The sequence below is a fragment of the Pseudarthrobacter siccitolerans genome (assembly GCF_001046895.1).
GTDB lineage: Bacteria > Actinomycetota > Actinomycetes > Actinomycetales > Micrococcaceae > Arthrobacter > Arthrobacter siccitolerans.
This window is the reverse complement of record NZ_CAQI01000042.1, coordinates 123607-149100: the sequence shown is the minus strand read 5'-3', so window position 1 is coordinate 149100 and position 25494 is coordinate 123607. Positions and strand designations below refer to the sequence as shown.

The 25494-nt window shown below is 63.4% G+C and carries 34 protein-coding genes and 1 riboswitch; of the genes, 18 read left to right on the top strand and 16 right to left on the bottom strand.

The genetic code is table 11. The annotated features are described in order from the left end of the window. Positions 1 to 17: 17 nt before the first annotated feature. The 5 genes from ARTSIC4J27_RS09945 to ARTSIC4J27_RS09925 are packed head-to-tail and all read right to left on the bottom strand — an operon-like array spanning position 18 to position 3449. Positions 18 to 695, bottom strand: coding sequence for an LOG family protein (locus tag ARTSIC4J27_RS09945; protein WP_050055038.1), 678 nt, complete (start codon positions 693 to 695; stop codon positions 18 to 20). Further along, a complete protein-coding gene (locus ARTSIC4J27_RS09940) occupies positions 692 to 1420 on the bottom strand; it encodes an ABC transporter ATP-binding protein (RefSeq protein WP_050055037.1) in 729 nt (242 codons plus the stop codon). Before ARTSIC4J27_RS09940 ends, ARTSIC4J27_RS09945 begins: the two co-directional genes overlap by 4 nt. After that, positions 1417 to 2553 carry an ABC transporter permease gene (locus tag ARTSIC4J27_RS09935; RefSeq protein ID WP_050055036.1) on the bottom strand — a complete coding sequence of 379 codons (1137 nt, stop codon included), beginning with the start codon at positions 2551 to 2553 and terminating at the stop codon, positions 1417 to 1419. Before ARTSIC4J27_RS09935 ends, ARTSIC4J27_RS09940 begins: the two co-directional genes overlap by 4 nt. Before the next feature lie 13 nt (positions 2554 to 2566). Then, entirely contained in the window at positions 2567 to 3238 is a 672-nt protein-coding gene (locus ARTSIC4J27_RS09930; protein WP_050055035.1) for a methyltransferase family protein, read from the bottom strand. Then, complete coding sequence (locus tag ARTSIC4J27_RS09925) at positions 3228 to 3449, bottom strand: DUF2933 domain-containing protein (RefSeq protein ID WP_050055034.1); 222 nt, start codon at positions 3447 to 3449, stop codon at positions 3228 to 3230. The genes ARTSIC4J27_RS09930 and ARTSIC4J27_RS09925 overlap by 11 nt, the downstream gene beginning before the upstream one ends. Before the next feature lie 304 nt (positions 3450 to 3753). Between ARTSIC4J27_RS09925 and ARTSIC4J27_RS23195 the strand changes: the two genes are divergently transcribed. After that, entirely contained in the window at positions 3754 to 4098 is a 345-nt protein-coding gene (locus ARTSIC4J27_RS23195) for a heavy-metal-associated domain-containing protein (protein ID WP_050055033.1), read from the top strand. Between the two features lie 73 nt (positions 4099 to 4171). Here the strand turns inward: ARTSIC4J27_RS23195 and ARTSIC4J27_RS09915 are convergent, their stop codons facing one another. The 3 genes from ARTSIC4J27_RS09915 to ARTSIC4J27_RS09905 all read right to left on the bottom strand — a co-directional run bounded on the left by ARTSIC4J27_RS09915 (position 4172) and on the right by ARTSIC4J27_RS09905 (position 6163). Continuing rightward, complete coding sequence (locus tag ARTSIC4J27_RS09915; RefSeq protein WP_235436625.1) at positions 4172 to 4495, bottom strand: hypothetical protein; 324 nt, start codon at positions 4493 to 4495, stop codon at positions 4172 to 4174. A gap of 162 nt (positions 4496 to 4657) precedes the next feature. Continuing rightward, positions 4658 to 5104 (bottom strand): universal stress protein, encoded by a 447-nt coding sequence (locus ARTSIC4J27_RS09910; RefSeq protein WP_050055031.1) that lies wholly within the window; start codon positions 5102 to 5104, stop codon positions 4658 to 4660. 279 nt (positions 5105 to 5383) lie between these two features. Then, positions 5384 to 6163: an NlpC/P60 family protein gene (locus ARTSIC4J27_RS09905; protein WP_050055030.1), complete on the bottom strand. Its 780-nt coding sequence runs from the start codon at positions 6161 to 6163 to the stop codon at positions 5384 to 5386. A 3-nt stretch (positions 6164 to 6166) separates the two neighbouring features. Further along, positions 6167 to 6354, bottom strand: a riboswitch (cyclic di-AMP (ydaO/yuaA leader). A gap of 308 nt (positions 6355 to 6662) precedes the next feature. Between ARTSIC4J27_RS09905 and ARTSIC4J27_RS09900 the strand changes: the two genes are divergently transcribed. The 5 genes from ARTSIC4J27_RS09900 to ARTSIC4J27_RS09880 all read left to right on the top strand — a co-directional run bounded on the left by ARTSIC4J27_RS09900 (position 6663) and on the right by ARTSIC4J27_RS09880 (position 10032). Then, on the top strand, positions 6663 to 7136 hold the full coding sequence (locus tag ARTSIC4J27_RS09900; protein WP_050055029.1) for a hypothetical protein: 474 nt from the start codon (positions 6663 to 6665) through the stop codon (positions 7134 to 7136). Between the two features lie 142 nt (positions 7137 to 7278). Beyond that, positions 7279 to 7917, top strand: a complete 639-nt coding sequence (locus ARTSIC4J27_RS09895) for a DUF305 domain-containing protein (RefSeq protein ID WP_050055028.1) — start codon at positions 7279 to 7281, stop codon at positions 7915 to 7917. A 90-nt stretch (positions 7918 to 8007) separates the two neighbouring features. Then, complete coding sequence (locus tag ARTSIC4J27_RS09890; protein WP_235436624.1) at positions 8008 to 8895, top strand: F510_1955 family glycosylhydrolase; 888 nt, start codon at positions 8008 to 8010, stop codon at positions 8893 to 8895. A gap of 73 nt (positions 8896 to 8968) precedes the next feature. After that, positions 8969 to 9460, top strand: a complete 492-nt coding sequence (locus ARTSIC4J27_RS09885) for a hypothetical protein (protein ID WP_050055027.1) — start codon at positions 8969 to 8971, stop codon at positions 9458 to 9460. 158 nt (positions 9461 to 9618) lie between these two features. Next, positions 9619 to 10032 (top strand): four-helix bundle copper-binding protein, encoded by a 414-nt coding sequence (locus ARTSIC4J27_RS09880; protein ID WP_050055026.1) that lies wholly within the window; start codon positions 9619 to 9621, stop codon positions 10030 to 10032. A 55-nt stretch (positions 10033 to 10087) separates the two neighbouring features. Here the strand turns inward: ARTSIC4J27_RS09880 and ARTSIC4J27_RS09875 are convergent, their stop codons facing one another. Further along, on the bottom strand, positions 10088 to 10669 hold the full coding sequence (locus ARTSIC4J27_RS09875) for a TetR/AcrR family transcriptional regulator (protein WP_050055025.1): 582 nt from the start codon (positions 10667 to 10669) through the stop codon (positions 10088 to 10090). Positions 10670 to 10753: 84 nt separating this feature from the next. On the opposite strand from ARTSIC4J27_RS09875, the gene ARTSIC4J27_RS22770 reads away from it, so the two are divergent. The 7 genes from ARTSIC4J27_RS22770 (at position 10754) to ARTSIC4J27_RS09840 (ending at position 15972) form a co-directional block, all read left to right on the top strand. After that, the gene (locus ARTSIC4J27_RS22770; RefSeq protein WP_161799562.1) at positions 10754 to 10921 is read left to right on the top strand and encodes a hypothetical protein; all 168 of its coding nucleotides are present in this window, start codon (positions 10754 to 10756) and stop codon (positions 10919 to 10921) included. Next, positions 10918 to 11445 carry a DUF2269 domain-containing protein gene (locus ARTSIC4J27_RS09870; protein ID WP_200900785.1) on the top strand — a complete coding sequence of 176 codons (528 nt, stop codon included), beginning with the start codon at positions 10918 to 10920 and terminating at the stop codon, positions 11443 to 11445. Before ARTSIC4J27_RS22770 ends, ARTSIC4J27_RS09870 begins: the two co-directional genes overlap by 4 nt. A 1023-nt stretch (positions 11446 to 12468) precedes the next feature. Beyond that, positions 12469 to 13332, top strand: coding sequence for a hypothetical protein (locus ARTSIC4J27_RS09860; RefSeq protein WP_200900784.1), 864 nt, complete (start codon positions 12469 to 12471; stop codon positions 13330 to 13332). Next, a complete protein-coding gene (locus tag ARTSIC4J27_RS09855; RefSeq protein WP_050055023.1) occupies positions 13329 to 13817 on the top strand; it encodes a pyridoxamine 5'-phosphate oxidase family protein in 489 nt (162 codons plus the stop codon). The genes ARTSIC4J27_RS09860 and ARTSIC4J27_RS09855 overlap by 4 nt, the downstream gene beginning before the upstream one ends. 13 nt (positions 13818 to 13830) lie before the next feature. Then, positions 13831 to 14550, top strand: coding sequence for a hypothetical protein (locus ARTSIC4J27_RS09850; protein ID WP_200900783.1), 720 nt, complete (start codon positions 13831 to 13833; stop codon positions 14548 to 14550). Continuing rightward, positions 14547 to 15032 carry a universal stress protein gene (locus ARTSIC4J27_RS09845; protein ID WP_083435397.1) on the top strand — a complete coding sequence of 162 codons (486 nt, stop codon included), beginning with the start codon at positions 14547 to 14549 and terminating at the stop codon, positions 15030 to 15032. The genes ARTSIC4J27_RS09850 and ARTSIC4J27_RS09845 overlap by 4 nt, the downstream gene beginning before the upstream one ends. A gap of 10 nt (positions 15033 to 15042) precedes the next feature. Beyond that, positions 15043 to 15972, top strand: a complete 930-nt coding sequence (locus tag ARTSIC4J27_RS09840; RefSeq protein WP_083435396.1) for a universal stress protein — start codon at positions 15043 to 15045, stop codon at positions 15970 to 15972. 14 nt (positions 15973 to 15986) lie between these two features. Here the strand turns inward: ARTSIC4J27_RS09840 and ARTSIC4J27_RS09835 are convergent, their stop codons facing one another. From ARTSIC4J27_RS09835 to ARTSIC4J27_RS09805, 7 genes are all read right to left on the bottom strand, one after another. Continuing rightward, complete coding sequence (locus tag ARTSIC4J27_RS09835; protein ID WP_050055021.1) at positions 15987 to 16457, bottom strand: pyridoxamine 5'-phosphate oxidase family protein; 471 nt, start codon at positions 16455 to 16457, stop codon at positions 15987 to 15989. A gap of 986 nt (positions 16458 to 17443) precedes the next feature. After that, positions 17444 to 17866 (bottom strand): arsenate-mycothiol transferase ArsC, encoded by a 423-nt coding sequence (locus ARTSIC4J27_RS09830; RefSeq protein ID WP_050055020.1) that lies wholly within the window; start codon positions 17864 to 17866, stop codon positions 17444 to 17446. A gap of 28 nt (positions 17867 to 17894) precedes the next feature. After that, positions 17895 to 18548, bottom strand: coding sequence for an arsenate reductase ArsC (locus ARTSIC4J27_RS09825; RefSeq protein WP_050055019.1), 654 nt, complete (start codon positions 18546 to 18548; stop codon positions 17895 to 17897). Between the two features lie 52 nt (positions 18549 to 18600). Then, on the bottom strand, positions 18601 to 19983 hold the full coding sequence (locus ARTSIC4J27_RS09820; RefSeq protein ID WP_050055018.1) for an FAD-dependent oxidoreductase: 1383 nt from the start codon (positions 19981 to 19983) through the stop codon (positions 18601 to 18603). 182 nt (positions 19984 to 20165) lie between these two features. Then, a complete protein-coding gene (gene trxB, locus ARTSIC4J27_RS09815) occupies positions 20166 to 21143 on the bottom strand; it encodes a thioredoxin-disulfide reductase (RefSeq protein ID WP_050055017.1) in 978 nt (325 codons plus the stop codon). A 26-nt stretch (positions 21144 to 21169) separates the two neighbouring features. After that, on the bottom strand, positions 21170 to 21592 hold the full coding sequence (locus tag ARTSIC4J27_RS09810) for an arsenate reductase ArsC (protein WP_050055016.1): 423 nt from the start codon (positions 21590 to 21592) through the stop codon (positions 21170 to 21172). Positions 21593 to 21762: 170 nt separating this feature from the next. Further along, positions 21763 to 22437, bottom strand: coding sequence for an arsenate reductase/protein-tyrosine-phosphatase family protein (locus ARTSIC4J27_RS09805; RefSeq protein WP_050055015.1), 675 nt, complete (start codon positions 22435 to 22437; stop codon positions 21763 to 21765). Between the two features lie 45 nt (positions 22438 to 22482). Between ARTSIC4J27_RS09805 and ARTSIC4J27_RS09800 the strand changes: the two genes are divergently transcribed. From ARTSIC4J27_RS09800 to ARTSIC4J27_RS09780, 5 genes are all read left to right on the top strand, one after another. Further along, positions 22483 to 23223, top strand: coding sequence for an aquaporin (locus ARTSIC4J27_RS09800; RefSeq protein ID WP_050055014.1), 741 nt, complete (start codon positions 22483 to 22485; stop codon positions 23221 to 23223). 69 nt (positions 23224 to 23292) lie between these two features. Then, a complete protein-coding gene (locus ARTSIC4J27_RS09795) occupies positions 23293 to 23646 on the top strand; it encodes an ArsR/SmtB family transcription factor (protein WP_050055013.1) in 354 nt (117 codons plus the stop codon). Between the two features lie 23 nt (positions 23647 to 23669). Further along, entirely contained in the window at positions 23670 to 24131 is a 462-nt protein-coding gene (locus tag ARTSIC4J27_RS09790; protein ID WP_152683833.1) for a GNAT family N-acetyltransferase, read from the top strand. Between the two features lie 260 nt (positions 24132 to 24391). Continuing rightward, positions 24392 to 24916: a DinB family protein gene (locus ARTSIC4J27_RS09785; RefSeq protein WP_050055012.1), complete on the top strand. Its 525-nt coding sequence runs from the start codon at positions 24392 to 24394 to the stop codon at positions 24914 to 24916. 40 nt (positions 24917 to 24956) lie between these two features. Continuing rightward, a complete protein-coding gene (locus ARTSIC4J27_RS09780) occupies positions 24957 to 25268 on the top strand; it encodes a thioredoxin domain-containing protein (RefSeq protein ID WP_050055011.1) in 312 nt (103 codons plus the stop codon). Positions 25269 to 25494 lie beyond the last annotated feature (226 nt).

Here is a 25494-nt window from a genome sequence, read left to right as displayed (position 1 = left end):
GTTCCCGCCGCCCGGGTTCAGAGGGCGAGCTGGCGCAGGTGGCAGTGCTGGATCAGTTCGATGGCTTCATCGAGGTCATCGGTGACCCGCAGGAGCCGGATGTCATCGCCGGCGACGAAGCCCTGGTCCTGGAGATGGTCACGGATCCAGTCCACGAGCCCTGACCAGTGGCCGGCGCCGATTAGGACTACGGGGAATTCGTGGATTTTTCCGGTCTGGACGAGGGTGAGGGCTTCAAAAAGTTCATCGAGCGTGCCGAAACCGCCAGGCAGGACGATGAACGCCGAGGAGTAACGGATGAACATGAGTTTCCGGGCGAAGAAATACCGGAAGGACATGGACACATCAAGGTAGGGGTTCAGTGACTGTTCGCGCGGGAGTTCAATGCCCAGGCCAACAGAGGTGCCGCCGGCGGCAAGGGCGCCGCGGTTGGCCGCTTCCATCAGGCCAGGCCCTCCGCCGGTGATGACCGCGAAGCCGGCGCTGGCCAGGCGCGACCCCAGGACCTTCGCGGCCTGATAGCGGGAATCGTCCGGGCCTGGGCGCGCAGACCCGAAGACAGTCACTGCCTTGCCGAGCCGGCCCGAGAGCAGACCGAAACCGGCTCCGATCTCGGCCGCTATCCGTTCCATCCGGGCGGGGTCCTCGGCCGGATCGGCCAAGGCTGCACGAAGCTCGTCATCAGTCATTTTCATGACAGCCCCGCTCCGGTGTGCATGCGGCAGTGCAGGTTGTGTTCCCCGCCCTCTTCAGCAGTGAGGCGGCCGTCCTCGATGGTGATAACCCGTTTAGCGGCGGACCGCAGCCTTTGGTCATGACTGACAATGATGACCGCCCTGTTTTCCCGGCATGCCGTTTCACACAACAGCAGGGTCACGTCCTGCCCGGTCCTGGCGTCCAGGTTCGCGGTAGGTTCATCAGCGAGGATCAGGCTCGGGTCGTTGGCCAGGGACCGGGCGATGGCAACGCGTTGCTTCTCCCCGCCGGACAGGTCCCTAGGCAGGTTCCGGAGCCGGTGCCCGAGCTGGAGTTTCTCCAGCGATTCCCGGGCTTTGACCCGTGCCTGCTTTCGGGAAACTCCTGCCGTGAGCAGTGGCATCATGACGTTTTCTTCCGCTGTCAGGGCCGAGAGCAGGTTGAAGGTCTGGAAGACGAACCCGAATTCTTGCAGCCGCAGCCTGGACAGCTGCGCCGGTGAAAGGACCGAGGTGTCCTGCCCGGAAATCAGGATCCGGCCGGCCGTGGGTGACATCAGGGTACCGATCATTGACAGCAGCGTTGTTTTACCCGACCCGGAGGGCCCCATCACGAGCACGATGTCACCGGCATCAACGTCAAGGGAGACATGGTCCACGGCAGTCACTGAGGTGTGGCCCGCGCCAAAGGTCTTGGACACGTCCTGGACGGAGACAACGCTCATGCCCTGAACACCTCGGCAGGGTCGATGCGGGAAAGCCTAAGGACCGGCAACAGCGAGGACACCACGGCCATGACCACGGTAACGGCCAAAATCCAGCCCGCATCAAACCACCGGATTTCCGTGATGAATTCCGGAACGTACTGCCCGGCGGCGGCGCTGATCACCACAGCCAGGCCCGCCCCGAGGGCGTATCCGAGTACGGCTGCGGTGACGGCCTGCTCGACCACGACGGTGTAGAGCTGGCGGTTGCTGACTCCAATGGCTTTCAGAACCCCGTACTCGCGGGCTTTTTCGATGGTGGAGGTGAAGATGGTCAAGCCGATGACCGTCATCCCCACGGCAATGCCGATCAACAGCAGGACCAGGATGATGGGCAGGAACGTGTCCCGGACGATGTTCGTGTTGTTCTCCACGAACCTGTCCTTGGTGATCGCATCCACCGCCGGGTCAGCTTCAATCCGTGACGCCACTTCCCCTGGGGCGGTGCCGTCCTTGACCGTGACGAGGAAGAAGTTCGTGGCGCCGGGGAGCTGGAGGATGCCTTCGGCGTCGGCCTTGGTGGCGAAGGCGAACGAGAAGCTGAGAATGTACCCGCCCTCGGAATAGCCGGAGACTTTCAGTGTCCTGCCCGCGACGGGGATGGTGTCTCCGATCCGGATGTTCTCACTGCGCCCGACCACCGAGTCGATGATGATCTCGCCCGGGCCCGGGACGGCTTTGCCCTCAACAACCCTAGCGGGGCCGCCGACATTGTTCTCCACGTCGTCGGCGATGATGTAGAGGTTGATGTCTTTGCCGTTGTGGTCAAAGGCGACGCGGCGTCCGCTGAACGGTTTGGCGCTGGCGACCCCCTCAACACCGGTCAGGAAGTTCCGCACGGTCAGGGGCAGAACCGAGGGCGTGTGGAACATGTCCGTCGCACCGGTCTGGGTGACCCAGTAGTCCGCCGGCACGGTCCGGATGTATTCGCCGATCTTGTTGCTCCAGCCCTGGTACAGGCCCTGGATGCTCATGATCAGCAGCACGCTGAACGCAACCCCGCCAACACTGATCAGCAGCCGGGTCTTTTCCTGAACCAGGTTCTTTACGGCCAGGAACAGCATGGCACCGGCCCTGGTCCCGGTTTCCTGCACGGGCGCCTGTCCATCAGGGCCCCTTCTGCAGTCTCTGCTCCGCGTCCGTGGACCGGTGTCCGAAACGGGGAATGAACCCTGGGACCTGCCGGCGGTATGCCGCGTAGGCTTCGCCAAACTCGGCGTCCATCACCCGTTCCTCGCGCCGGGCCAGGCGGAGGTAAACGATGACCAGGATCGGGAACATCACCAGGGTCAGCAGGGTCGGCCACTGCAGCAGGAACCCCGCCATGATGATCAAAAAACCCACGTACTGCGGATGCCGCACCCTGGCATACGGGCCCGTGACCGCCATCCGGTGGTCCCGCTGGGCTGCGAAAAGAACCTGCCACGACAGGTACAGCAGGATGAACCCTGCCGCGATCAGCAGGTTACTCAGAAGGTGCAGCGGGCTCAGGTGCGGATCCCCCTGCCACCCGGCAAGGTCCTGCCACAAGTGACCACTGTTGTGGCTCAACAGATCCCCGACCGGTAGCCGGTCACCCAGCCAGCCCGAGAGCAGGTAGATGGTCAGCGGGAAACCATACATCTCGGTGAACAGCGCCACGATGAACGCAGAAAACCCGCCCAGCGCCCGCCAGTCCAGCTTCGTGGTGGGCCGGACAAAACTGAACGCGAAGATGATAAACACTGCCGAATTGATGATCACCAGCCACCACAGGTCATACCCGTAATCAGTGGACATGGCCGGCACCTCCTGAGGACCCTGGGCGTCCGGAACCGTTCCCGCTCCCCTGCCCGCCATGTCCCGCGTGAGAGCCGCCGTGGCCGCCGTGCCCGAACATGCACAGGCTCATCACCAGCACCACACCAAGATAGGGCAGCGAGTCCAGGATATGGAGCCAGTGGTTGGTGATGAGGTAGACCGCCGCGGCGGCTATCAGGACGATCAGCAAGGTTTGTGTCCAAGGCGGGAATGGCGGGCGCGCTGCTCGGGGTAGTTCGGGGCCGTGTAAACCGGGAAGACTGCTCATGCCTCGATTCTCCGTGTACAGCGCCAGACCGGGATAGGGCACAAAGGCCCCGTACCCGCCACCGTTGAACGAATTTCCCCCATATGGACCCTTGCGCAGCTATACCCCCAGGGGGTATTATGTTGGTGTTGTCAGTGACGTGGTTTTGTCCAGGCCTCCGGAGCCGTTACAGCCGGTCATCCCCAACAGTGCCCCTTTTGCATTCCTCTTCCGAAGGAAAACTGACATGTGTGGAACCAGCGAATCACGGACCCAACTTCCCCTGGCCTCCGCTACGCAGCACGGTTGCAGCTGCTGCGCCCCGGCCACGGGCAGCCAGGCCGGCGTTACAGCCGCGGCCCAGCCGCAGATGCAGGCTTCCGGTGCCCAGTACGCCCTTGAAGGCCTGACCTGCGGGCACTGTGTCCAGACCGTTGAAAAGGCCGCCTCCGGCGTATCGGGAGTCCACTCCGCGCGCGTGGACCTGGTCCCTGGCGGGAGGTCCCGGCTCACCGTCACCGGCACCCACGACCCGGCTGCTTTGGTCGATGCAGTGCGGTCCTCCGGCTACGCCCTGGCCGGAACGAAGTAGACATTCACCCTTCCGGCAGAAACCGGGGAGGCCAGGTTCCCCGACATCCCCGGTTCCTGGCCAGATGGGAGCGTCAGTGACCAGGGCCCGTGTGGTCGCCCGTATGGTCCACGGTGGGTTCGGGCCCGGGGTTTACCCCGGCTCCGGTGCCGCTGATGGCCGGGCCGATGACGAACGCGGACAGGGAGAACATAGCGGCGAAGACCAGCAGGCCAAGGGCCGGTGCAACCCAGCTGCCGAACCGCCGGTAGAGCCTGACCAGCATGGGAATGGAGGCAAGGAGCCCCAGCGCGCCGAACAAGGCGGTGCCGCCGGAACCGGCGACCAGTGCGGTCCCGGCGAGCAGCCCGATATGGTGCAGGACGTGCGGCAGGAGCCCCACGATCAGCCCGACCACACCGACCAGCGTGTGCCACAACGCATGGAGCCTGTTCCTGAGGGTAGGCCCTGAAGGAACCGGGCCCTGCCGGCCATGGGTGACCGGCCGATGATGGGACGAATGGTCAGCTGTCACAGGCTCTGCATCCAGATACTTTGCGTCGAGGCCTGCCGAGAGGGATCACTCCTCGGCACCATACCCGGACCGGACCACGAGCACCGGGGTTGGCGAATGATGAACCAGCTGGCTCGATACCGATCCAAGCAGCAGCCCGGTGAACCCGCCCAAACCCCGGGAACCAACAACAAGCAAATCAGCGTCCTCTGCCGCCCGGAGCAGGACCGTGGCCGCGCTGCCCTGGTCAACCTCGCCACTGACGGGGACCCCTTTGCTTTCCACCCGCTTCAGCGCTTCATCCTGGAGCCGGCGCGCAGCCTGGGGAAAAATATCCGGGTCATGGATCAGGCCCTCCATCCCTACCGTCACCGGCGGAAACGCCCAGGCGGTCACGGCTTGAACTTGGCCGTTGCGTAGCCGCGCCTCTTCCACAGCCCACTCCAAGGCCCGGCGCGAGGGAGCAGAACCATCCACCCCCACAACGATCCGAAACACGCCATTCCCGCCCATGGATACCGCCCTTTCACCAGTTCTTTACGTGCTGCCCCCAGTGTTTCCCCACCTAATGTTCACCGCAAGGGTCAGAAGTCCCCCGGCGGGCAGCACTGCACTGCGCGCTGGAACAAACCCGCCGCCGCATCATGCGATCCCGATCCCGCTAATGCATGCTGGGGACCCGCGGCGGCAGCATCTGAAAAGGTGCGCCATGCTCTTACAGGCGGCCGGGAACGCCAAAGGCCAGCTATTCAGTGCCCCCAAGGCATTGAGTAACTGGCCTTCAGTGGTTTGTTAGCCTGCGCGGACGAAGGTGACGGCGCCCTTGGAGGTCATCCAGGTCAGAGGGTGGACGGCTGTTTCGTTCTTGCCGTTCAGGCCAGAGCTAAGGACTTGGCCGTTGCCGACGTAGATTCCTACGTGGCCGGGCTGCATGACCATGTCGCCGGGCTGGGGGTCGGTGACGACGGTGCCGTAGTTCATGAACTGCATGGGGCCGAGGTCTCCGACGGGGATGCCGGCTGCGTTGAGGGCGTTTTCGACCAGGCGCGTGCAGTCCTGGATCATGCCGATCTGGGCGTAGGCAGAGGACACCATGGTGGCGTTGATACCGCCCGCCGCCGCGGCGGCCGCCGGGGCCGCGGGTGCTGGGGTGACGGTGATCTGCGCCTTGGCCGGAACGGCGGCCTGCGTCCTGACGGCGGCAGACGCGGCGGGCGCCGCCGTGGGGGCATCAACGACGACCTGCTTGGGTGCTTCCACGACGGGTGCCGGGGTTGTCTTCACGGCGGGACGCTCGAAGGCGATCTGGACCGTGGCGTCTGCGCTGAGCGGGGTCTGCACCTGGCTGGTGACTTCCAGGTTCGACGCAGGCTCGGCCTCGCGCTGGGCCGGGGCGTCTGCTGCCTGGGCGGCAATGCCGCTTGTCAGGACAAGGCCGGACGATGCTGCGATGACGGCGGCCCGGCGGCCTACACCACCGGCATTATCGGCAACGGACTTGGACAAAACAGCCAGGGGGCTGGTGCGGACAGGGACCGCGCGGCGGCGGCCGTGAGCTTTGCCATTGGGCATGAAAGGGCCTCTCCCACTGCCTGCGAGGTTAGCTGTCGGATTCGGATGGGAGACACCCGGCCGTGGTGATGCAAGAAATGCACCAGGCACGGCTTCACCCCAAGGCCCGCCGAAAGCAGGCCAGTATTGGGTTCCCCGTCTCTGCCGGACGATTTTTGCGAACGGATCCCGAGCAGCGGCAGAGTTAGGCAAGTCTGCTCGGGAGTGCCGCCCTCGGAGAAACCGGCACGGCTTTGACCGTACTTCAACTTTCCCCACATGTCACATTTGCATAACGCCGTTTCATCTCCCCCATGCGTCACATCCAACATGGCGGCGCTGACCCGGACCGCGGGGGTGATGATGGCGATCCCCCGGCGATTCGCGGGCAATGGACACAGACGGTACGGGTGAAACTCAATCCCTCCCAGACACGTTGAATAAGAGGCTGTGACCGGCAGGTACACCCTGCGGGTAGGCTTAAGAGCCTGAACAACCTGCACGGAAGGGAGGAAACCTTGTGACCGCTCCATCTCGTGGACCCTTCACCGCGTTCCTCCTCCGGACGGGCCTCCTGACGGCAGCCCTGGCCATCATCGCCGGAATCTTCGGCATGCACATCATGACCGGGGCGCACCACATGAGCGCCGGGCACAGCATGCCGGCAACAGCCGCCCAGTCAACCGTGCACCTGGACAGCCTTCCCTCCAGCCACTCCCATCCACCAGGGACGTCCGCGGACAGGGCTGCGATTACCCCAGCGGCAACCGGCTCGTCGTCTTCTTCCTGCGCCCCTGCAGGTTCCTGCCCGGAGATGTCCGCCGGTGACGGTGCCTGTGTCCTTGCCCAGGGAAACACCTCACTCACCGCCCCTGTGCCGGGAACAGCGCCTTATGTCTTACCGGACTTCGGTGCGGCGGCCGCAGTCAGCACGAACTATTCCTTCTCACCGGCCAGCCCCACCCCCGGTGACCTCTGTATCAGCAGGACGTAAACCAGCATTGACAGCGCCGTGACCACACTCTGGCGCGGTCCTACGTCCCCGGAATGCCCCGCCCAAGGGCAGCCGGCGTTTACGCCACACCACTCAAGGGCGCCGTGCGCGCCCGCTGATACTTTTGAGGACCCTGATTTCCATGAAGAAAACCTTGACCGTTTCCGCTGCCGCCCTCGCCGCAGCAATTGCCCTTGCCGGATGCTCCACCAATTCCGGGAGCAGCTCGGATGGAAGCAGCATGCCGGGCATGAACCACGGCAGCACCGGCACCGCATCAAGCACCGCCCCGGCAACCTCCGCAGCCGCTTCGGCCGGGTTCAACGACGCAGACGTCATGTTCGCGCAAATGATGATTCCGCACCACACCCAGGCCGTGACCATGAGCGAGACCATGCTCGCCAAAGAAGGCATCCCCGCCGCCGTGACAGACCTGGCGACGAAGATTAAGGCCGCCCAGGGCCCGGAAATCGAGAAGATGACCGGATGGCTTAAAAGCTGGGGACAGTCCACCGAGATGCCCACCAACATGCCCTCGGGCCACAGCATGTCCGGCATGATGGGCGAGGACGACATGGCCAAGCTCGAGGCCGCCCAGGGCACCGAAGCGGCGAAACTGTTCCTGACACAGATGATCGCCCACCACGAAGGCGCCGTCGAGATGGCGAAGACCGAAACCACCGACGGCAAGAACACTGACGCGGTCCAGCTCAGCAAGGACATCGTCAGCGACCAGGAAGCCGAAATCCAGGAAATGAAAGACCTGCTGGCCACCCTGTAGCCAGCACACCCGCGGTGCCGGCCCCGTCCCCCCTGGGGCCGGCACCTTCCCCAACTTTCATTTCCTTGGACCACCATTCTGGAGTTCCCCGTGCCCCTGCACTTTATGCCCCAAGGACGTTCCGCCGCCGGACTCACCGCGGCCGCCGTCCTACTGCTGACCCTGTCCGCCTGTTCTACCGGCTCACCGGCCGGGACCGCACCGCCCTCTGCGGCCCCCGGTCTTCCCAGCTCCCACGTCCACGGCCTGAGCGTGAACCGCCAAACGGATCAGGTCCTGCTGGCCACCCATGAAGGCCTCTTCGATGTCACCAAGCAGCCCAAGTCCCCCGCCACCCAGATAGGTGACACCAATGACCTGATGGGCTTCACCGCAGCCGCTGACCAGGGCGTCTTCTATGCTTCCGGGCACCCTGGTTTCGGCTCGGACATGCCCAACCCCATGGGCCTGATCCGCTCCGTGGACGGCGGAAAAACCTGGGAACAACTGTCCCGCCAAGGCGAATCAGACTTCCACGCCCTCGCCACAGCCAAGTCCGGGCTCATCGCCTACGACGGAACGCTTCAAACCAGCCCTGATGGGAAAACGTGGACCTCGGCCAGCGCCGAATTCGTCCCGGCTGTTCTGGCCGGCAACCCTGAAACCGACACCGTTCTCGCCACCACCCGAGACGGTCTCCAACGCTCCATCGACGGCGGAAGAACCTGGGCACTGAACACCGCCGCCCCCGTCATTCAATTCGTTGCCTTCGCCAGCGGCACCGAAGTCTTCGGCGTCGAACCCGACGGTGCGGTCCACTATTCAACGGACGCGGGAAGCACCTGGACCCAAACGGGATCGATCCAAGGTCAGGTCCAGGCGATCACCGCAGTGAAAAAGACAGACGGAAAACCAACGATCTGGGCCGCCACCACCGAAGGGCTCGTCGTATCCACCGACGGCGGCAATCTCTTCCGCACCCCTCCCGAAGCGCGATGAACACCGCCGGGCTTACCGCCCTCACAGGCGGTACCTGCGGGCCTTTCATCATGACAATGTAGGCGGCTGATTAATGGAGCATCAGGAAAGGATCTGGTCCGTGGACCCCGCCACGCTGCGGGACGTGGTCGTGGACCGGGAAGCGATGGAAGCCCGGCTGGGCGACTGTACCGACGACCTGGAACGCGTCTGGGTTCTGTCCCTTCTGGGACGGGGTGACGAAGCAGTCAGCGAAGCCCAACAGCTGCTGGCCGCGTCCATAGATCCGTTCCGTCCGCTGCTCGTTCTCGCCTATGCCTATCAACGGCTGTACCGCTGGCAGGACGCTGCACAGGTGCAGGAACGGGCGCTCCGCGCTGCACGCACGAAATTCAGGGAAGCCCAGGTCCGCCACCAGATCGGGCGGCGGCTTTTTGACGAGGGTCTCTACCTCGCTGCCGCAGCCGAGTTCGAGTGGGCCGCTGACCTGTTCAAAGCCGCCGGACGTCCCCGTGCGGCACTCACCTCCTACAGGGCAAAAGAACGGGCACTAAAGGTTCACCGGCAAAGCCGGCTCCCGGACTAGAGGGATACCTGCCAGCACGAGGACGACCACGCCGGCATAGACAACACGACGAGAAGTGGAAGGAGGCGAACACCGAACACAGGCCCGGACGCGGCAAACACAATCCATGCGGTCCGGAACATTTTTCAGCTACTCAAACCTATGGAAGAGAGTACAAAATGACGCACGGAAGCACTCACAAACTGCTCGATGCCTACCCCAAGGACCTTGGCGGCATCGACCCGCACAAACTGGCCGAATGCATTGCGGCCTGTTTCGACTGCGCACAAGCCTGTACCGCCTGCGCGGATGCCTGTCTCAGCGAGGACATGGTGGCCGAACTGACCAAATGCATCCGCACCGACCTGGACTGCGCGGACATCTGTACCACGACGGGCAACATCCTCTCCCGCCACACCGGCTACGACGCCAACATCACCCGCGCCGTGCTCCAGGCCTGCGCCACCGTGTGCAAGTCCTGCGGCGACGAGTGCGAACAGCACGCAGGCATGCACGAGCACTGCCGGATCTGCGCCGAAGCGTGCAGGCGTTGCGAGCAAGCCTGCACCGAGCTCCTCGCATCCCTGGGCTGATGAAAGCCTGAGCACCCAAGGAAGTGTGGAGGCCGGCGCAGCGCCGGCCTCCACACTAGGTGCGTGGCATTTGAGCGGGCTGCAGGGCATCCAGGGTGACTCTGACCAGCCGCAGCACGGCCTCATGTGAAGTCAGCCCTGCCGCGGCCCCCAAAGCATGAAGGCAAAAAGCTGCCAGCTCATCGGCACCAACGTCCGCACGAAAGACTCCCGAATCCGCGCCCTCTGCAATAATCTCCGCCAGGAACCTGATGAGGTGCTGATGAGCCCGCCCTGCATGAGCTCCCTGATGCAGACGCGCCGAATCCGATTCGTCGTGACCGGACCGGGACAGGAAAGCATAAGCGTGCAAAACCGCTTCAAGCTGCTGACGGGCTCCAACAGCCTGTCCTTTGATGCCAACTAGCTCGTCCAGATGCGCCTGGATCTGGCGCTCATGCCATGCCAGCATGATCGACTCGACATCCGGAAAGTACTTGTACAGGGTTGCCCGACCAATCCCCGCACCTTGGGCGATCGCCGACATCGTCACCCCTGACGCACTGTGCCCTGCCAAGAGGCGGACAGTCGCGTCAAGAACCGCACCACGGACGGCGTCCCGATGGGTCTCGATCGTCTCGTTCCAAAGCTTAGGCATACCCGAATGCTACAACCTGACGCACAATAGACACACTGACCCTTTCAATACATACTGTTTTACAAAATCAACCGAAGGATGATCATGACGAACCTGGGCCCCAACCCAGACAGCACAGGCAGCAGAGAAACCCCAAGGCATAAGACGCCGCTGTGGGTGAAGGGATTTCTGGTCGTTGCGGCTGTGCTGGTGGTGACCTTCGCGGTCATCCACCTCAGCGGCGGCGGAATGGTCATGAACCACACGCCGTGAAGATCATGCCCCCGGTCGTGCGGAAAGCAGCTCTGACAGTCCACATCATCTCCTCCGTGGGGTGGCTGGGCGCCATCGCCGCGTTCCTTGTCCTCGCCATCGCCGGACTCACCTCTACTGACCCGCAGCTGGTCTGTGCCGCATACGTGGGCATGAACCTGGTCGGATGGATGATCATCTTCCCGCTAAGCCTTGCCTCCCTGATCTCCGGCATCGTCCACGGTCTCGGCACCGTCTGGGGACTGTTCCGCCACTACTGGGTCCTGATCAAACTCATCATCACCGCCCTGGCAACGGCCCTGTTACTGGTACATCTGCAACCAGTCAGCGCGATGGCCGAAATGGCACTGGCAACAGACCTCGGCCCCCCGGACATGAACGGTATGAGAGTCCAACTGGTCTTCGACGCGGGCGCCGCAATACTGGCGCTGCTGGTCACAAGCGTCCTGTCCGTCTACAAGCCCCGAGGACTGACCCGGCACGGCCAAAAGGTCCTCGACGAGCAACAGGCGGGCCGGAGGTGAAGGTCTTTAGTTCCGCGCGGTGGAACGCCACTCGGCCAGGCGGCCGGGATCAGGAAAGCAAGGGCGGGGACACTCCACAGCCAAAAGCCCCACCCGAACAGCATGAGCGCCAGATGGAAGGTGATGACCCCGACCCAGCCGGCCTTTGCCCACGCGCCGCCACGGAGGAGCAGGACGCCCAGGGCAGCCTCCCCTGCCGAGAGCGCCAGGCCCCAGCCCACCGGTGATGCCATGAAGATCCTGTCCCACGCCTGCCCAATTAAAGGGAGGAACGTCTCGCGGGCGAAGGGGGCATAGAAGTCAGGTCCGGCCGCGACAATCCCGAGGTGAATTCCCCCGGTGTAGAGGAAGAATCCGCCAACAAACTTCCGGCGAAGACCGGTCCGCTTCTTCCCGTCAGAATCCTGGGCAACAGACCGTGGCTGCGTTTTCGTTGCTGTGCTTTTCATGCCCTGGCCTCCATCGGGGCGCTCACCTCGCCCGGTTACGTCATGTCCTCCTCCATTGTTTTTCCTCCCAATCACCACGGACAGGGGCCTTAGTCCCGACCCGGATCCCGGTCTAGACAATGCCGCCAAGTCCGCAGACTTGGTGCCCGGCGTTCGTCCATCGATGTCCCGCCCCACTCGGCTTGGGCCGTTAGAAGAATTGACCCGCAAAGCTGCCGCTTCCAAAGACACCTTCTTCATACTCTCTCCCCACAAAGAATCGATGTGGATACCCAAAGCCGTTCACGACATCTTCCTCTTCCCCGCGCCGGTGAGGAAAAGCGCCTACCGCGAAATGGAGCGTTGGCTCGGCGGATACCTCACCCAGCACGGATAGGCAGCGGGTCCTTCCCCGCGTCCGCCACTGATGGGTTCTATGACCTTTGGCCCTACTAGGCCCGGGAGAACCCCGGAATGCTGGAAGCAGAAACCGCGGAGCTAGCACAGACGCCACGACACGAGGCGATGACCCTGAATGCTGATCCTTCGACGGCGGTTGACCGTTGACGATCTTTGCGGAAGGCAGACACCACCAATGCTCACCCACCTCAAAGCCCACAGGACACTGTGGGCCCTCATCGGACTGCTCACCCTTGTGGTATCCGCTGCGGGAATCTGGAACCCGGACATCTACCAAGGGATAGTGGCCCCTTCCATCATCCCGGGCGCCTACTCCCAAGACCTCATATCGGCTGCCGCAGCAGTCGGCCTGCTCTACCTTTCGCTGGCCAGGTCTTCGGACCGGCCCAAGGCCCAGATCATTGCCCTCGGCCTCCTGGGCTACCTCTTTTACGCCTACGGCATCTACACCATCGAACGCGCCTACAACGGGCTCTACCTGGTCTACATGGCGATCTTCGCATTGTCCTTCTGGGCAATGGTCTGCGCCGGCACCGCCCGCCGGCGGGAAACAGGGCAGGTCACGCAGGTCACGTTGCCGAGACGGCTGCGGCTGGTTTCAGCCTCCGGGGCCCTCCTGCAACCACTCATTTTCTATCCGCTGTGGATCGCGATGCTCCTTCCGCTCATGCGTACTGGGGAGCAAATCGATTCGCTTTATTCGATTTACATTCTGGACCTGTGCTTCATCATGCCGGCGTTCCTCATCCTCGCGTTCCTGACCTTCAGGTCACATCCACTGGGTTTGATCCTCCTTCCTGCCCTGTACGTGCTGGGCTTCACGCTGATCTTTTCCCTCGCCGTCGGCGAAATCGTCAAACCACTATTCAATGCAGCGTTGAGCCCTGCAGCCTTCTGGCCCGCGGCACTCCTGTCGATGTTCTTCCTGGTCCTTGGAGCCCTGCACCTCCGCGCACTCATCATCACCACCCACGAAAAGACCGTCCGGCACGCGGCCGGCACCGGTATTGAAGCAACCACCTCCGGAGGCCAGCGATGAACCAGCCCACGGCAGGGAACGGCCGGCCCGACAATAGCGCCGATTCGCGCCTGTCCTTTGACCAATGCTGGGAGCTGCTGGCCGCAGGAACAGTCGGTCGTCTTGGCCTTGTAGTCGATGAGCACCCCGAGATTTACCCCGTGAACTATGTCCTGGATGAGCGGAGCATCGTCTTCCGCACAGGCCATGGACGGAAACTATGGAATGTCATGGCGGCCCGCCCTGCCGTTCTCGAAATTGACGGATACGAACACCAAAGCGAGGAGGCCTGGAGTGTCGTCGCACGTGGTGACACAGTCCTCATCGAGAACCCGGACGAAAAAGACAGGGCAGAGGCCCAGCGGCTGGAGCCATGGGAGCCAGGCCCCAAGGACCATTACGTGCGCCTGATACCCCGCGCCCTGACGGGCCGCAGGTTCAAGGTAAACCCTCCCGATCTGTGGACGACCAGGCCCACCGATTCCCGCCGTGCATCCTTCGAGTAAGGCAGGCCTGGTCATGTCTGCCTCCTTCAGGTCCCACCAGCATGTCACTGCTGCCCGTGCATTCCTCAGGGCGTGGTTGTTGTGGGTGATACTGGGCGAAAGCGCTGGCTTCCTTGCCCCGGTACTGCTGCAGCAACTGGGCACGACACTGCCCGCGGCCACTGCCTTCCCCCTCCTGGTCGCTGCTGGCCTCGTTGAAGGCGCACTTCTTGGCTGGTCGCAAGCTCACGTCCTCAGGCGATGCCTGCCAGGGCTGTCGATCGGGAGGTGGACGGCGCTCACCTCAGAAGCCGCGGCAGTGGCGTGGATGATCGGGTTGGCTCGCAGCGAGTTCAGCCACGTGTGGACGCGTTGGCCTCCGGCACTGCAGGTTGGTGTTGGAATCCTTGCCGCCACCGCGCTTCTGGCCTCGATCGGAACCGCGCAGTGGCTTGAACTGCGCAGGCACGTCGCCCGCGCCTGGCGCTGGATTCCGGCCACCGCAGCAGCGTGGGCCGCCGGGCTGCTGGTCTTTCTGGCCATCTCGACGCCTTTGTGGCAGCCAGGCCAGGAACCGGCGCTCACCGCACTGATCGGGGTCGTTGCAGGCGTGGCCATGGCTGCCGTAATGGCAGCCGCATCAGGTCTGGTGATGGCCAGAATGGTGTTCAAGGAAACGCACTTCCGGCGCGGCCCGGAATCAGCACACCGCCTCGTTTCCCGTCATGCTCCCCTGACCAAGGGGAAGCCATGACACCACACCAACCAACCATCGTTGTCGGAGTGGACGGCAGCCTGGCCTCGATCCTCGCCCTGCGCTGGGCCCAAGTCATTGCTTCGGTAATGAATGCCGGTATCAGGGCCCTCACCGCCTGGGATTTCGACATACCTTTCGGCAGCGTCACCCCTACCGTCCCGGACCCGGACCGGCAGGCCCAGCGAATCTGCTCCCTAACCGTGGAGCGTGCCTACGGCACTTCCTCACCCGGAAAGGTGGCACAAGCCATCCGCCGGGGCCCTGCCGCGAAGGTCCTCCTCGACGAATCCCTTACAGCCCAACTGCTGATCCTCGGCAGCAGGGGCCACAGCACCCTGAGCGATGTGCTCATCGGATCCGTCAGCACCACAGTGGGCCGGGACGCCAAATGTCCTGTCTTGATTGCCTACGGGACTGCCCTGCCATCAACACTTTGGGCACATGCAGACGTAGAAAAACTCCCTACCACCGACCCTTAGGAAGCAATCCGTGAATGATTCCAAAACTGTCGTGGCCGGTTATGACGGGTCGGTTGAAGCGGCGCAGGCCGTGCGTTGGGCCGCTACGCAGGCGTGCCGGCGTAACGCCCGGCTCCTCCTGGTGCATTGCTCCCTGTGGCCCTTGGTGACCACTGACCTCGGCCCCGTCCCGGGAGTCGCGGACAGCGGACTGGAACGTTCCGCCCAGATCACCCTCGAAGAGGGCCTGGCCCATGCCCGGCACGCCGAGCCCGACCTGAACATACAAACTGAACTGCCCTACGGATGGCCCACCGCACACCTGGTCAAACTCTCCGCGGGGAAGGAGCTGCTCGTGGTGGGGAGCCGCGGCCTCGGCGGATTCATGGGACTGCTCGTTGGCTCCGTCAGCCTTGAACTGGCAGCAACAGCGGCCTGCCCGGTCGCCGTCATCCGCTCCAACGACCATCCAGAAGGACCCGTCATCGTAGCCGTCGACGAATCAGGATCCCCGACAGCGCTGGAAGACGCTTGCACCATGGCCGCGTCCGCGCAAACCAGCCTCACCATCATCCACGTCCAGCACACGCCCGCCGGTTACCGGCAAGTCCGTGAACCCCTGGACGCCCATTCCGCGGCACAGGAAGTGCTCCAAACCGCCCTCAAAACCGCGCGCAGCCTCGCCCCGGCCGTGTCTGTCCAAAGAAAACTCCTGACCGACACCTCAATCCCCCGTGCCATCATTCGGGCCTCCGGCAGCGCTCAAATCATCGTTGTGGGAACCAAAGGCCATGGAGTCGTCAGAGGAACCATCGGTTCCACAGCCCACGCGGTCCTTCATCACTCCCACGGCCCCGTGCTCGTCTCCCGCCGCACGACAATGCCACACAGCACCCAAGAACAGCACAACAGTGATTCCTCGACAGCCAAGACCGTAACCTCACCAGGCGATCTCCCGTGAGCTGCTAGTGCGTGCTATGTCCACTCGGAGGAAAAGTCCAACGGCGGCCACCACCGCGTACGCGAATGGACGGCGAACCTGCGCCCGGTCACTTCTGTCGGCCTTAGCTGGATCATGTGATCTTTAAGCCCTGGCCCCCAAGGTTCCCGATCCGGGGTGGCCGCCTTCAGCTCTGACTCCAGCTCATTGCCGGAGACAGGCGCAGGCGTGCCCTTCACAACAACGCTCCAGACCTCCGTGCCGTAAGCATTCAGTCCATCCGTCTCAAAACAAACAGGGGCTCCCGTGAGTAAGGAGCGGAGCTTGGTCCCGGGGGCAGTCCTGAAAACAAGCGTCTTCTTCACGGGCACAAAGTTCACCGGGAAAATTTCAGGCGAGCCCCCACTGATAACAGCCAACCTGCCGATGTAGGAAGCATCTAAGTATTTCCAACAATCCTCCACCGACAACACTTCCGCTTTAGGTCCAGAATCGGCAGCGCTCATGTCCGTGATTCTAGGCGTCCCACTCCCGTAGGAGTAGGCGTCGACATACGGACAAGCTTTCCTGCGAGAACCACCACCTCGAATCTGGATCCAGTAGTTAAAGGACCAACGCGACAAAGCAGAGTGGGGAGTGAGCGCTCGGAGGTCATCTATCACCACACCCCATCCTGACTTCAGCGCCCCACCGCGCCCTGTCACAAGAGAGTCCATTTCTTTCTTTTCCTGACAAGGTCACGAGTGGGTCATAGAACTCAACCTGACATGTGGGGGCGAAGACTCTCGGGGTCGACGCAAGGCGTGCGGAAGAACGGTCCGAGGCCCAGTGCTGATGGAGTTCAGGACCATCTGAAGCCCGGAGACCGCGGTGAGATGGCTTAGCCTACTGGCCTTCATCTCCGCGTCGAGGTCCCCGCTCACCGCTCGCATGCCTTCACGCATACATGGTTAAGGACATAGACCCGGAGGTCCATGAGAGGAGTATGTTTTCCTCGCACGACCAAGGAGAAAAAATCCCTGCAAACTCAGCACAAACAGCCGCTCGCACTGCGATCACCACATGTTCACTAAACTGTCGAGGTCCGACAGCACGCGCCGGCCAAACTCGCCGTCGAGGGTTAAGGAAAGAGTTGGTGGTGCCTCCGCGTAGGTTCCCGGAACTGGCGGCTCATCCCTGGTTCGCCGCCGCTCGGATTTGGGTGGTCACAGGAGGCTCACGGGCAGAGTGCTCCGATGCCGTTACCTGCGGTTTTCCACATAGCCAGGACGCTTCTACCGGCTATCGTCCGGCGATGCTGGACTGGCTCCATACTTAGCTATGAAGACATGATCCTGCACTGAGAGGAAGGAGTCCTCGTCATCCAGGAGCACGCAGATGGCTGCTGCTGAGTGGAGGGCTCTGGTGCTGACAAGACCGTTGCCCCGGGAGTCCAAGTCGTCAGACTCGAAATGGTCACCGAGGCGCTACACGAGAACGCTAGACCCCTGGACTAGTTCCGAACGAGTTGGGTGTAGAGGTCTTGGACTCGTTCTTTGATGTCGTCGCGGACCAGGCGCATGCGTTCCATGCCTTCGATGCCGCGGACCGACGGTTCGTCGGTTTCCCAGATTTCGAATTGTGCGGTACCTCGGGGTTCGAGTTTGGCTTCGGTGCCCAGGATCACGACGACGTCGACGGCGTTGAGTACTTCGTCCATGACCGGTTTGGGGTACTCGCCGCCGGTGTCGATTCCGAGCTCAGCCAGGGACTCTACAGCCTGGGCGTTCAGGGCGGGCCCAGGTTTGGTCCCGGCGGAATGGACCGTTACGGCGTCGCCGGCGAGTTCGCGCATGAGCCCGGCGGCCAGTTGGGATTTTCCACCGTTCTTGCTGCAGACGAACAGAACGGCGGGCTTCTTGGTTGATTCGTTCATGCTTGGGCTTCTTCTTTCTTTTCTGTTTCTAGTCGGCGATGCTGAGGAGGGATCCGACGAGGGTTTTGATGCGGGCGTGGATTTCGTCGCGGATGGTCCGGACTGTGTCCAGCGACTGTCCTGCGGGGTCCGCGAGATCCCAGTCTTCGTAGTGCTTGCCGGGGTAGATGGGGCAGGAATCCCCGCACCCCATGGTGATGACCACGTCCGAAGCGCGCACGACGTCGTCTGTGAGCGGTTTGGGGTAGTCCTTGCTTAAGTCAAGGCCCATTTCGGACATCACCGCGAGGACCGCGGGGTCCAGTTCGGATGCTGGCATGGACCCGGCGGAGCGGACCCGGATCCTGCCTTTGGCTTCGACGTTGAGCAGGGCGGCGGCCATCTGGGAACGGCCGGCATTCTGGACACAGACAAAGAGGACTTCCGGGATTTCAGAGACGATGGATCCCTTGGACTTGGCCAGCGCCGCTAGCCGGTCGTTGGCGAAGTGCTCGGTGGTGGCGGGCAGGTAGGCACTGATCTTCGCTGTCCGGGCCAAGGCGGTGTAGGACTCGAAGACGTAGCGTTCAACGGTTTCGGCGGCGAAGGTCCCGGCGAAACGGTCGGAGAGGCGGTTGCTGATCCGGTGCAGTACTTCGGTGTTGTCCTGCAGTCCCAGCGTCGTTTCCTGAGGTTCGGTCATGGCAGTACTCCCTTTGGGTCGGGCCGGCTCGTGGTGTGCGTGGTGGGGGTTGTCAGTTTTGGCCGGAGCGGCCGTGGGCCAGCCCGGTGGGGATGCCGATCAGTACGGGTTCTGGAGCCGCGCAGCAGGAACTTGAGGAGCCAGTGTCTTTCGGCTCAGTGGCTGTGGGGACGTCGCAGCTGGTGCCGGGGTCGGTGGAGCAGACCCCGGTCTCGGGCAATTGGAGGTATACGGTGTCGGCGGCGGTGTGGTCGCCGGCAAGGGCTGCTGCAACAGACCGGACCTGCTCGTAGCCGGTGGCCAGGAGGAAGGTGGGGGCGCGGCCGTAGGACTTCATGCCGACGATGTAGAAGTCTTTCTCCGGGTGGGCGAGGAGTTTGGCTCCGTGTGGTGGGACTGTGCCGCAGGAGTGGAATTCGGGGTCGATCAGCGGGCCGAGTTCGACGGGCGCTTCGACGGCAGGGTCGAGGTTCAGGCGGAGTTCGCGCAGGATCTCCAGGTCGGGCCGGAATCCGGTGCAGGGCACGATCACGTCGGCCTCGATGGTGCGTCCGTCAGCGGCTTCGACACTCACGCCGGAGTCGAGCGTTTTCATGGACGCGATCCCGAACCCGGTGTGCAGCTCGATCGTGCCGGCCTCGACCAGTCGCCGCAGCCGTGATCCGAGCTGGCCTCGGGCGGGCAGCCCGTCGGCGTCCCCGCCGCCGTAAACCTTCTCCGGGCTGGCCCCGCGGACGGCCCACAGGATCGTCGTTCTTGGTTCGTCCTTGGCCAGCTCCGAGAGATTGATCAAGGTGTTCGCAGCCGAATGTCCGGCCCCAACGACGAGGACGCGACGGCCGGCAAAGGATGCGCGGTCACGGCCGGTGACATCGGGCAGTGGTGAGGAGATCCTGTCTGTGGCCGTCGTTTCACCGAAGGCGGGCAGGCCGGAGATGCCGAGCGGGTTTCGGGTGGACCAGGTCCCGGAGGCGTCGATGACGGCTGCGACGGTGTGGTCGCGGACTTCTGCGCCGTCGTGTTCGACGCGGACAACGAAGGGGGTGGTGTCCCGGTCCCCGACGTGGGTTTTGTCCAGGCCCTGCCGGGTCACGGCGATGACCCGGGCCCTGGTGTGCAGCCGCGAGTCGATCTCCGGGGTTGCTGCCAAGGGAGCGAGGTAGTTGTCGATGAGTTCTCCACCGTACGGCAGGGCCGTGGGGCGGGGTGATTCCCAGCCGGTGGACTCAAGCAGGCGGACAGCAGCGGCGTCGAGGTTGAACCGCCACGGGGAGAACAGCCGGATGTGCCGCCATTGTTCGATGGCAGCCGCTGCGGCAGGACCTGCTTCGAGGATCACCGGTTCCAGTCCGCGTTCGAGCAGATGCGCGGCGGCGGACAGGCCTACCGGGCCTGCACCGATGATGGCGATGGGAAGGTTCTTCGCTGATTCCATGCTGTTCTCTTACTTTCTTCGGCGGTGTGGCGGTTCGGGTCGAGTGCCTGCCGGGCCCATGCGGGGTCCGGCAGGCCAGGGCGGTGCTGCTTAGCAGCAGTCCGGATCGTCCTCTTCGCAGCAGCCCGTGTCGGTGCAGCATCCGGTGTCCATCCAGTTCACCCCCTCCCCTTATCAGCTGGTCAGGCGTGGGTCGGTTCTTCGACCAGTGCAGTGGCGATGCTGTCCGCGTCCTCCAGTGCGGCCAGGTAGCGTTCGGCGTCCAGGGCCGCAGCGCAGCCAGTGCCGGCGGCGGTGATGGCCTGGCGGTAGCGGTGGTCCACGGCGTCGCCGCAGGCGAAGACGCCGGGGAGGTTGGTGCACGTGGTCGGTGAGTCGACCTTGATGTAGCCCTCGGCGTCCAGGTCGACCTGGCCGGCGACCAGCTCGGTGCGGGGCAGGTGCCCGATGGCGACGAAGATGCCCGTGGCTGCGTGCTCACGGGTTTCGCCGGTGCGGGTGTCCGTGAGGGTGACGCCGGTGACCTTGGCGTCGCCGTGGATGGCGGTGATGGCGGAGTTCCACGCGAAGCTGATCTTGGGGTTGTCCTTGGCCCGCTGGGCCATGATGCGGGAGGCACGCAGTTCCTCCTTGCGGACCACGACGGTGACGGACTTGCCGAAGCGGGTCAGGAACGTCGCTTCCTCCATGGCGGAGTCACCGCCGCCCACCACGATGATGTCCTGTTCGCGGAAGAAGAAGCCGTCGCACGTGGCACACCAGGAGACGCCGTGGCCGCTGAGCTTTTTCTCCTCGGGCAGCCCGAGTTCCTTGTAGGCCGAGCCGGTGGCCAGGATGACCGCCGGGGCCTGATGGGTTTCGCCGGCTCCGGTGACCACCGTCTTCAAGTGCCCGGAAAGCTGGACTTCCGTAACGTCATCGAACACGACCTTCGCGCCGAACTTCTCGGCCTGTTCCTGCAGCCCGTCCATCAGCTCCGGGCCCTGGATCCCGCCGGGGAAGCCGGGGAAGTTTTCCACCTCGGTGGTGTTCATCAGGGCCCCGCCGGCGGTGACCGAGCCGGCCAGCACGAGCGGTGCCAGGCCGGCGCGTGCGGCGTAGATGGCGGCGGTGTAACCGGCGGGGCCGGACCCGATAATGATCAGCTGTTCGTTGCTCATGGGCGTGTTCCTCGCAGGGTTCGGGGCTACTTGGCGGCCGGGATGAGGGAGTCGATCAGGCCCTCGATACGGGTCTTGATCTCATCGCGGATGGGCCGGACGGCGTCCACGCCCTGGCCGGCAGGGTCCTCCAGGACCCAGTCCTCGTACCGCTTGCCCGGAAAGTAAGGGCACTCGTCCCCGCAGCCCATCGTAATGACCACGTCGGATTCTTTGACCGCCTCCGTGGTCAGGACCTTGGGGATTTCGGCGGACATGTCGATGCCGAGTTCGGCCATTGCTTCAACGGCGGCCGGGTTGACCTTGTCTGCCGGCTGAGAACCGGCGGAGCGGACCTCGATCTCGCCCTTGGCAAGGGTGCTGAGGAACGCTGCTGCCATCTGGGACCGGCCGGCGTTGTGGACGCAGACGAAAAGCACGGAGGGCTTCTTGGTGGTTTCGGTGCTCACGGGATTCTCCTGGTTGTTGGTGTGTTGAGTTCGGGTGGCTTCGCCCACGGCCACACCAATCTCGGATATTGATGTTCGTCGATGTATGGAGTATTTCCCTATACATTGATGATTGTCAATATTTGATGGGGGGTGCGGGCGAGTCTTGGTTGGCGGTGGTTGGGTCGGTCCTAAGCGACGTGCAGGCGTGGCGCAAGGTCGTTGACGCGGCGTGAAATGTCATCAAAGGCGCGCTCGAAGGCATCCTCGGTGTTGAGTCGGAGGGGATCCGGTACGGACCAGTGGATTCCACCGGCGCTGGTCAGTTCCTCGTGGGCGTTGTCGCAGACGGTGACGATGAAGTCCTCCTCAGCTGCCACGTCACCCAGTTGGCGTGGGCTGACATTTTCGATAGTGATGCCATGGTGATGAGCGACATCGAGGGCCCCTTGGGCGATGCGGTCAGCGGGGTGGGTGCCGGCCGATATTGAGGGAATGCTGCTGGCCTGCCGCCATAGGGCGGTGGCCAGCTGAGACCGGGCACTGTTGCGCGTACAGATGAACAGGACGCGGCGCACGGCGTGTTCACTCCCGGGTGCCAGTCCGTATAGTGCGCCGGGGGCGAGTCGGACATAACTGCGCCGCTTGTCCGCTTCCGATCGGTGGCGTGTGGCCAGGCCTGCTGTTTCCAGTGCGCGCAGGTGGTGGGAGAGCAGGTTTGACGGGATGCCAAGCTCGGCCTGCAGTTCCGTCGGCGTGTAGTCCCCGAGGGTCAGCAGGTCGACGATCCGCAGTCGGGCAGGATCGGCGAGGGCGGCGTGCTTCGCAACCCTCGCCTGGAATCCCTCAATTCGCTCAGTTTTCATTGGTTCAATTTTGACTGAACTAATTTATTCCGTCAAGCTGTTCTTATGACTTCACACCAGCCGCCCTTGTGGCGTCGCGCCGTCGCCGAGTTGCTCGGCACCTGCCTGCTTGTTGCCATCGTCGTTGGCTCGGGCATCGCTGCCCAGCAGCTGTCCCCGAGCGATGTGGGACTGCAGTTGCTGCAGAACAGCACGGCGACCGTGCTGGGCCTGATGGTGCTCATCCTGGTCTTCGGTCCGGTCAGCGGCGCACATTTCAACCCCGTGGTTTCGCTGGTTGACTGGTTTCTGGGCAGGCGCAGCCGCACAGGACTTACCCTGGCCGAGTTTGGCATTTATGTCGTGGCGCAGACCCTGGGGGCTATAGGCGGCAGCGTCCTGGCCAACGCGATGTTCGAGGTCGGTACATCCATATCGGGCAAGGACCGCGCCACGTCCGGGCACTTGCTTGGCGAAGTCGTCGCCACGGCCGGACTACTCCTGCTGATCTTCTCTCTCGCCGCCACCAAGCGCGGAAACCTTGCTGCTCCCGCGGTGGGGGCCTATATCGGCGCGGCCTACTGGTTTACATCCTCGACCTCCTTCGCCAATCCCGCCGTGACCATCGGCCGGATCTTCAGCGACACCTTCGCCGGCATCGGCCCCGCCTCGGCTCCCGGCTTTATCGGGGCGCAGCTCCTTGGTGCGGCCGTGGGTGTCGGCCTCCTTGCGCTCTTGTTCCCGGCGGCCCCGCAGGCGGCCGACGATGTTGTTGTCCCGCATCCTTCGAGCAGGGCCGGATCCTGAGTTCGCGGCCACGCGACTCAGCTGCACTGCACATATTGATGGAAGTCGATATTCGGGCATAATGGATGGATGACTTCACTGCCAATCCTCGAACCGGCAACCCAGGATGCCTCCTGTTGTGCTCCTGCCGGGGAATCCGTCCTGGGTGCCGAGGACGCGCAGCGGAAGTCCCTGGTCTTCAAGGCTTTGGCTGACTCCGGCCGGCTGCGGCTGCTGTCCATCATCAAATCAGCGTCGTCGGGCGAGACCTGCGTGTGTGACCTCACCGAACCACTGGACCTCAGCCAGCCCACTGTGTCCCACCACCTGAAAATCCTCGTCGATGCCGGGCTGCTGCACCGTGAAAAGCGCGGCACCTGGGCCTACTACTCCCTCGTCCCTGGCGCGCTGGATGATGTCGCGGGGATCCTGACCAGCCTGTGACCCGGACTGTAGCTCTGAGGAGCATGGAAGCCACGGACTGGTCCGCCGTGGGTCGGCTCTACCAGGAGGGCATCGAAGCGGGCAACGCCACCTTTGAGTCAACGGCCCCCGAGTGGAGTTTCTTCGACACTTCGAAGCTGTCCGCCCACCGCCATGTCGCGATAACTGATGAGAACACTGTCGTAGGCTGGGCCGCGGTCTCGCCAGTCTCTTCACGTCCGGCCTACGCCGGGGTGGTCGAGCACTCGGTCTACGTAAGCTCCGAAGCCCGAGGACTGGGCATCGGCACGGCACTGCTGGATGCCCTCATCGAGTCCACCGAGATCGCCGGAATCTGGACGATCCAGGCAAGCGTATTTCCCGAAAACGAGCCAAGCCTCCGGCTCCACGAATCGGCAGGGTTCGCAATCGTGGGCCGCCGGAACCGCATCGCCCGCATGTCTCACGGCCCCTACGCGGGCCAGTGGCGCGACACACCCTGTTGATTGAGCGGCGCAAAGCCGACGACTGAGCGCTGACGCATAGGCGCGGCCTGATGACACTTAAGTCAGGGTGAGGCGGGCAACGATGGCGGCTCATAGGCGCGGGTCCGTGAAGGTCTTGGTCCAGCCAGAGAAGGATTCGCTGGATGCGATGGGGGATGGAGTTTTTTGCGCCTGCAGCCTGGGCAATAATGAGGTCACACCCGGCCCGAGCGGAGCAGCACGATCCGAAATCGGCTGCCGGTCTGAACGGAGGAAGCGGCATGCAGCCGACCAAGGCAGAAATACTCGCCGACTACAGCCGCGCACGCGCCGACCTCAACACCTGGCTGGAGACCTCCACCCCGGCAGATCTTCGCCGCAGGAGTAACGGCACCCGATGGACCAACCAAGAACTGCTCTTCCACATGGTCTTCGGCTACATGGTAGTCCGCGCCCTCCTGCCGCTCGTCCACATCATCAGCCGCATGCCGAAACCCGTCGGAAAGGCCTTTGCCGCCCTCCTGAACGCAGGCACGCGGCCGTTCGACGTCATCAACTACTGGGGCTCCCGCAGCGCAGCCCTCTTCTACAACAGGCGGCGGATGGGACTCAAGCTGGACAAAACCATCGCCGCCATCACCCGCAGACTCGAACGCGAGAGCCCCGGATCACTGGCCAGATCAATGCCGTTCCCGGACAGATGGGACCCCTTCTTCGAACCGTCAATGACCCTGAACGAGGTCTACGCCTACCCAACAAAACATTTCGACTTCCACGCCCGGCAACTGGACCTCAACAGCCCATGACCCTCGCAACAGCGCCAGCCGGGCAAGGGAGAATGAAGTCATGAGACTCGAACTGCTCCACATCGATGAATGCCCCAACTCGGACCAGGCACGTGAGCGTCTCGAAAAAGCGCTCACCGCCCTCGGCCGCCATGAGATCAAAGTGCACATGCGGCTACTGACGACTCCCTCGGACATCGAAGACAGCGGATTCGCCGGATCGCCGACCATCACCATCGACGGGACCGACATCTTCCCTGCGGGAGCGCCGGCCGATGAACTCGCCTGCCGGGTCTATCAAACACCCCAAGGCCTCTCAGGACTGCCAACCGTTGACCAGCTGGCGGAAGCGCTCAGGAACCATGGACTCTGACAGCCAGTTTCCCTGCGCCTGCTGCGGCAGAACCATGAGCCGCAGGAAACTCCATGCCCTTGGCCCGATACCGACCTACATTTGCCGGCGATGCGGCCTGTGGGTAGCCTTCAGGTTCCGGTCCGACCGGCTGGCACCACGCTGACCCGGAAGGGACCGTCAATATGAACCGCAGATCCGTCGCGCGGACCCCGTCAGTAAATGCCGATCCGAGGTCTTGCCACCA